At 62.6% G+C, this 4,959-nt stretch carries 4 protein-coding genes and 3 tRNA genes; 1 reads left to right on the top strand and 6 read right to left on the bottom strand.

Annotation, left to right across the window (positions count from 1 at the left end):
• A partial coding sequence (locus H0W38_RS16525) for an efflux RND transporter permease subunit (protein WP_292456071.1) occupies nucleotides 1–671 on the top strand: 671 nt, incomplete at its 5' end.
• A gap of 385 nt (nucleotides 672–1,056) precedes the next feature.
• On the opposite strand, the gene H0W38_RS16520 is transcribed toward H0W38_RS16525, so the two are convergent.
• From H0W38_RS16520 to H0W38_RS16495, 6 genes are all read right to left on the bottom strand, one after another.
• The gene (locus H0W38_RS16520; protein WP_292456070.1) at nucleotides 1,057–1,803 is read right to left on the bottom strand and encodes a long-chain N-acyl amino acid synthase; all 747 of its coding nucleotides are present in this window, start codon (nucleotides 1,801–1,803) and stop codon (nucleotides 1,057–1,059) included.
• 393 nt (nucleotides 1,804–2,196) lie between these two features.
• Nucleotides 2,197–2,273: transfer RNA gene (locus H0W38_RS16515), tRNA-Asp, on the bottom strand.
• A gap of 92 nt (nucleotides 2,274–2,365) precedes the next feature.
• Nucleotides 2,366–2,441 (bottom strand) — tRNA-Glu (locus H0W38_RS16510).
• Between the two features lie 32 nt (nucleotides 2,442–2,473).
• A tRNA-Ala gene (locus H0W38_RS16505) sits at nucleotides 2,474–2,549 on the bottom strand.
• 52 nt (nucleotides 2,550–2,601) lie between these two features.
• Nucleotides 2,602–4,008, bottom strand: coding sequence for a glutamate--tRNA ligase (gene gltX / locus H0W38_RS16500; RefSeq protein ID WP_292456069.1), 1,407 nt, complete (start codon nucleotides 4,006–4,008; stop codon nucleotides 2,602–2,604).
• Nucleotides 4,005–4,959: aminotransferase class V-fold PLP-dependent enzyme (locus H0W38_RS16495; protein ID WP_292456068.1), on the bottom strand; the 955-nt coding region annotated here is incomplete at its 5' end. The genes H0W38_RS16495 and gltX, both read right to left, overlap by 4 nt.

Genomic DNA, 4,959 nt, shown 5'->3' with positions numbered 1-4,959 from the left:
ACCTGGCGCCCGGCTATGCGCTCGGCGAGGCGCTGGAGTTCATGGATGCCACGGCGGCCCAGGTGCTCGAGCCCGGCTATTCGACCGAGTTGAACGGCATCTCGCGGGAGTTCCGCACCTCCAGCGGCGCGCTCGGACTGGTGTTCGTGCTGGCGCTGCTGTTCATCTTTCTCGTGCTGGCTGCGCAGTTCGAAAGCTTCGTCGATCCCTTCGTGATCCTGCTGGCGGTGCCGCTGTCGATGGTGGGCGCACTGCTGGCCTTGAAGCTGGCGGGCGGCACGCTCAACGTGTATTCGCAGATCGGGCTCATCACCCTCGTGGGGCTGATCACCAAGCACGGCATCCTGATCGTCGAGTTCTCCAACCAGTTGCGCCAGCAGGGCAAGAGCACGATCGACGCGGTGACCGAAGCGGCCAGCCTGCGATTGCGACCCATCCTCATGACCACCGGCGCGATGGTGCTGGGCGCCGTGCCGCTGGCGCTCGCCAGCGGAGCCGGGGCCGAGAGCCGCCAGCAGATCGGCTGGGTGATCGTGGGCGGCATGAGCCTGGGCACGGCGCTCACCATCTTCGTGGTGCCGACGGTGTACACGCTCTTTGCGCGCAAGGAGGCACCGGGGCCGATCGAGACGCCGACGGTCGTGGAGAGGCCGGACGCGGCGGCCGCGTGAGCTCTGCAGGCCCGTCAAAGCGGCGCGAAGGCGGGGTACTCGGCAGCGGGCACTCCTTCTAGAATCCGCGTCTTCCCAGCTTGGCCGGCGCCCGTCGCTTCATGAATTTCGACGAATTACTCTCAGCAGTTTCCGGGCCGTCGCCCTGCGGAGACGATCTGTCGTTCTCGTGCGACTCGACGCGCGGCCTGAGCGTGGAAGAGGCCTGAGCGTGGAAGATCGTCGCGCTGTTCGGTCCAGCGATTGCCGGGCCAGTGCCCAGAGCGAGCTTTTCGACGCAACGTACCGACTGAAGAACGGACGGCTGGTCGCCTTGCCTGCGTGATCCTCTTGTTCCGACCTTTTCAGATCGGGAGGGACGACGCCGTATGGCAGGCGAGCTCGCTTAGGAAGGCTTTCCGGGCCACACGGACCGGTTCAGTCGGTCGATGATGCCGGCTTCCTCCGGTTCGGAGAACGCGTAGGGATACAACGACTTCTCGCAAGCAGCTTGCTCAGGGTGCCCACCGAAGCGGCGGATCTGCTCGCGCGTGTAGTTGAGATTCAAAGACAACAGCACGGCCGGCGCACTGACACGGCGATTGAGCCGCTCCGCACCGAGAATCTGACATCCAAGCATGCGCCGGTAGTACGCGACATGACGTGGATTGACCTCCATGAGCAGCATGTCGAAGCCCCTGATGCGATGCGCGATCGTGTAGGCGACATGAAACAGAGAAGCCAGCACATGCTTGGAACCGGCTGTTGCTTCCATGGCGAGCTTGGTGAACTCGCAAATCCGCAATCCGCTTTTTTGGAGTGCTTGTACCTCCGAGCAGAACGCGTCTTCTGCAGACAACCCATCCGCACCATCGAGTCCGACGGTGATGGTGCCGATGACGTCGTCTTCCTCTGTGGCACAGAGCGTGATCCGATGACCCGCTTGTTCCGTGGGGAGAGCGACATTCTGATAGCCACGCCACTCATACCGACGCTTGATCAGAATATTGGTAGAGCTTCTCTGCCCGTGATCGTCGGCAGCCCTGATCTTGAAATGACGCGAAGTGTCGTCATCACGGGACGACTCGCCACCGACGGAGGCCCGCAGATGCAGATAGGACTCCGCAATGACTGGGTTGGCTATTGCTGTCAAGGGGCACTCTCGAAGTTACAACCCGGAGTGTGGGGTCGCAATGCTCGAGGAGGTGTATCGACATTTAACTTCTTCTATTCCGTCTCCAGGAAAAATCCCTGCTGAACTCTCGTAAGACGTTGTCGTAAAAGAGAATTACCGCAGCGGACTAAATTGCGAATGCTTACAAAAACGCGCCGCGAAGCGTGCGTATCGGCGCCATCAAGAGTGCCGCCACCTTTGAGCACAACCGTCACGTACTTCTGCACCGCATCACCGCACTATGAGTCGGAAAATCTCAAGTGCATGCCCCGATCACACCCAGACTGTTCCGGTGAACAATCTATTGAGACAACACAGCTAGTTCTGGAACGATAAGGGGTCAGCACCTTCAAGTGCTAACCCCTCAATTGTTGGCGGAGTGGACGGGACTCGAACCCGCGACCCCCGGCGTGACAGGCCGGTATTCTAACCAACTGAACTACCACTCCTTGGCGGCAGATTTCGCAGCGCACCCATTGGCGTCCGCCGCATAAGCCCTGACCGGCTTGTCGAACCGCAGCCAGAGTGCTGCGGCAATTATTGGCGTCCCCTAGGGGATTCGAACCCCTGTAATCACCGTGAAAGGGTGGTGTCCTAGGCCTCTAGACGAAGGGGACTGCAAATTTTTCCCGTTGAACAACGCCGCCGTTGGTGGAGGTAAGCGGGATCGAACCGCTGACCTCTTGCATGCCATGCAAGCGCTCTCCCAGCTGAGCTATACCCCCGTTTTGAGCGGGCTGCGCTGTTCAAAGCGAAGCGGAAATTATAAGTGGATTTTCAGTTGGCTCGCAAGCGAGCAACGACGGTCGCACGCGGGAAAAGGGACAGCACCGAATCGATCGACGGGGTTTGAGCGCGAGCGCAAACGAGCACGCGCACCGCAGGCGCAAGCTGAGGCATCTTCATGCCGTGTTCGGTGAGCGTCGCCTTGATGGCTTGTTGAATGCTCGGCGCGTCCCAGGAGGGAACTCCGTCCAACCGAACGGCGAGCGCCGTGAGTGCAGGCCTGGCTGCGGCCGTGACATGCACGGCAAGGTCTTCCTCGCTCGCAGACACCGCACCGAAGTACATGTCCAGCCACTGCGCGAGTTCGACTGTCGTGGCGCACCGATCCTTGAACAGGCCGCACATGTTCGCGAGTCGCTGGCCGCTGACCGCCTCGTGCCCGAGACGCCCAAGTTGCTCGGCCACCAGCGGGGCGAGCAGCGCATCGTCGGTCAGCTTCATGTGCTGGGCGCCAACCCAGCGCAGCTTGGCTTCGTCGAACTGCGCTGCGCTCTTGCCGAGATGGTCGAGGTTGAACCATTCCACGAACTGATCTCGCGAGAAGATTTCGTCGTCGCCGTGGCTCCAACCCAGTCGAGACAAGTAGTTCACCATCGCGTCGGGCAAGTAGCCCTCGTCGCGGTAATGCGTCACCGCTTTGGCGCCGTGGCGCTTGCTCATCTTCTCGCCGTGTTCGTTGAGCACAGTCGGAAGGTGGGCATAGACCGGCGGCTCGTGGCCGAGGGCGCGCAGTATGTGAATCTGGCGCGGCGTGTTGTTCACATGGTCGTCGCCGCGGATCACATGGGTGATGGCCATGTCGATGTCGTCGACGACAACGCAGAAGTTGTAGGTCGGCGTGCCGTCGGCTCGGGCAATGATCAGGTCGTCGAGTTCGTCGTTGCTGAATTCGATGCGGCCTTTGACCTTGTCGTCCCAGGCCACGCTACCGCTGATCGGCGATCTGAAGCGAATCACCGGCGAAACGCTCTGCGGCACCGCCGGCAAAGCCTTGCCGGACTCCGGCCGCCAGGTGCCGTCGTAGCGCGGCTTGAGTTTCTCGGCCGTCTGCCTCTCCCGCAGCGCATCGAGCTCGGCCTGGCTCATGTAGCAGCGATAGGCTAGGCCCTCGTCGAGCATCTGCGCGAGCACCTGCTTGTAGCGGTCCATGCGCTGCATCTGGTAGAACGGCCCTTCGTCGGGGTCGAGGCCGAGCCAGTGCATGCCTTCGAGAATCACGTCGACAGCCTCCTGCGACGAGCGTTCGGCGTCGGTATCCTCGATGCGCAGCACGAACACGCCGCCGTTGGCGCGCGCGAACGCCCACGGATACAGCGCCGAGCGGATGTTGCCGAGGTGGATGAAGCCGGTCGGTGACGGCGCGAAACGGGTGCGAACCCGCGAGGTGGAAATCGTCATGCTCTCAATGCATCGAGGCCGCGCGCCAAGTCGGCCTTCAAGTCTTCGACGTCGTCCAGGCCCACGGCCACGCGCACCAGGCCCTGCGTGATGCCGGCCGCCAGCCGTTGCGGCTCGCTGAGACGCCCGTGCGAAGTGCTGGCCGGATGGGTGATGGTGCTTTTGGTGTCGCCGAGGTTGGCGGTGATCGAGCAGATGCGGGTGCTGTCGATCGTGTGGAAGGCATTGCGGCGCGCCAGCTCGGCGCCCTCGCCCTTCACGATGAACGACACGACCGCGCCACCGCAGCCGTTTTGCTGCCTCATCGCCAAGGCGTGTTGCGGGTGCGACGCAAGTCCTGGGTGGTAGACACGCTCGATAGCGCCGTGCGCCTCGAGCCAGTGCGCCAGTGCCAGCGCCCGTTCGCTCTGCGCGGCCATGCGGATCGACAGCGTCTCCAGCCCCTTGAGCACCACCCACGCATTGAACGGCGACAGCGACATCCCGGCACCCCGCATCAGCGGCACCAGTTTTTCGTCGACAAGGCTCGCGGACCCGCACACCGCGCCGGCCAGAACACGGCCCTGACCGTCGAGGTACTTGGTGCCGGAGTGAATGATCAAGTCAGCACCGAGCTTGACCGGCTGCTGCAGGGCCGGCGAACAAAAACAGTTGTCGACCGCGAGCAAGGCGTCCGCCTCGTGCGCAAGCTGTGCCAGCGCAGCGATGTCGCACACCTCGGTGAGCGGATTGCTCGGCGTCTCGGCGAACAACAGCCTTGTGTTGGGCCGCATGGCGGCGCGCCATGCCGTCACGTCGGTCTGCGAGACGAAGCTGGTCTGCAGCCCGAACTTGGCCAGATCACTGCCGAGCAGCTTGATCGTCGAGCCGAATACGCTTTGCGAGCAGACGACGTGGTCGCCGGCCTTGAGCAGGCCCAGGCACATAAGCAAAATCGCGCTCATGCCGCTC

It is taken from the genome of Methylibium sp., assembly GCF_013817365.1.
Taxonomy (GTDB): domain Bacteria; phylum Pseudomonadota; class Gammaproteobacteria; order Burkholderiales; family Burkholderiaceae_C; genus Methylibium.
The sequence above is the reverse complement of the archived record's forward strand: the minus strand, read 5'-3'. Positions and strand labels throughout refer to the sequence as shown.

Excerpts from the sequence above, each read along its gene's own strand:
- gltX (WP_292456069.1), bottom strand. The coding sequence starts at position 4,008 with ATGACGATTTCCACCTCGCGGGTTCGCACCCGTTTCGCGCCGTCACCG.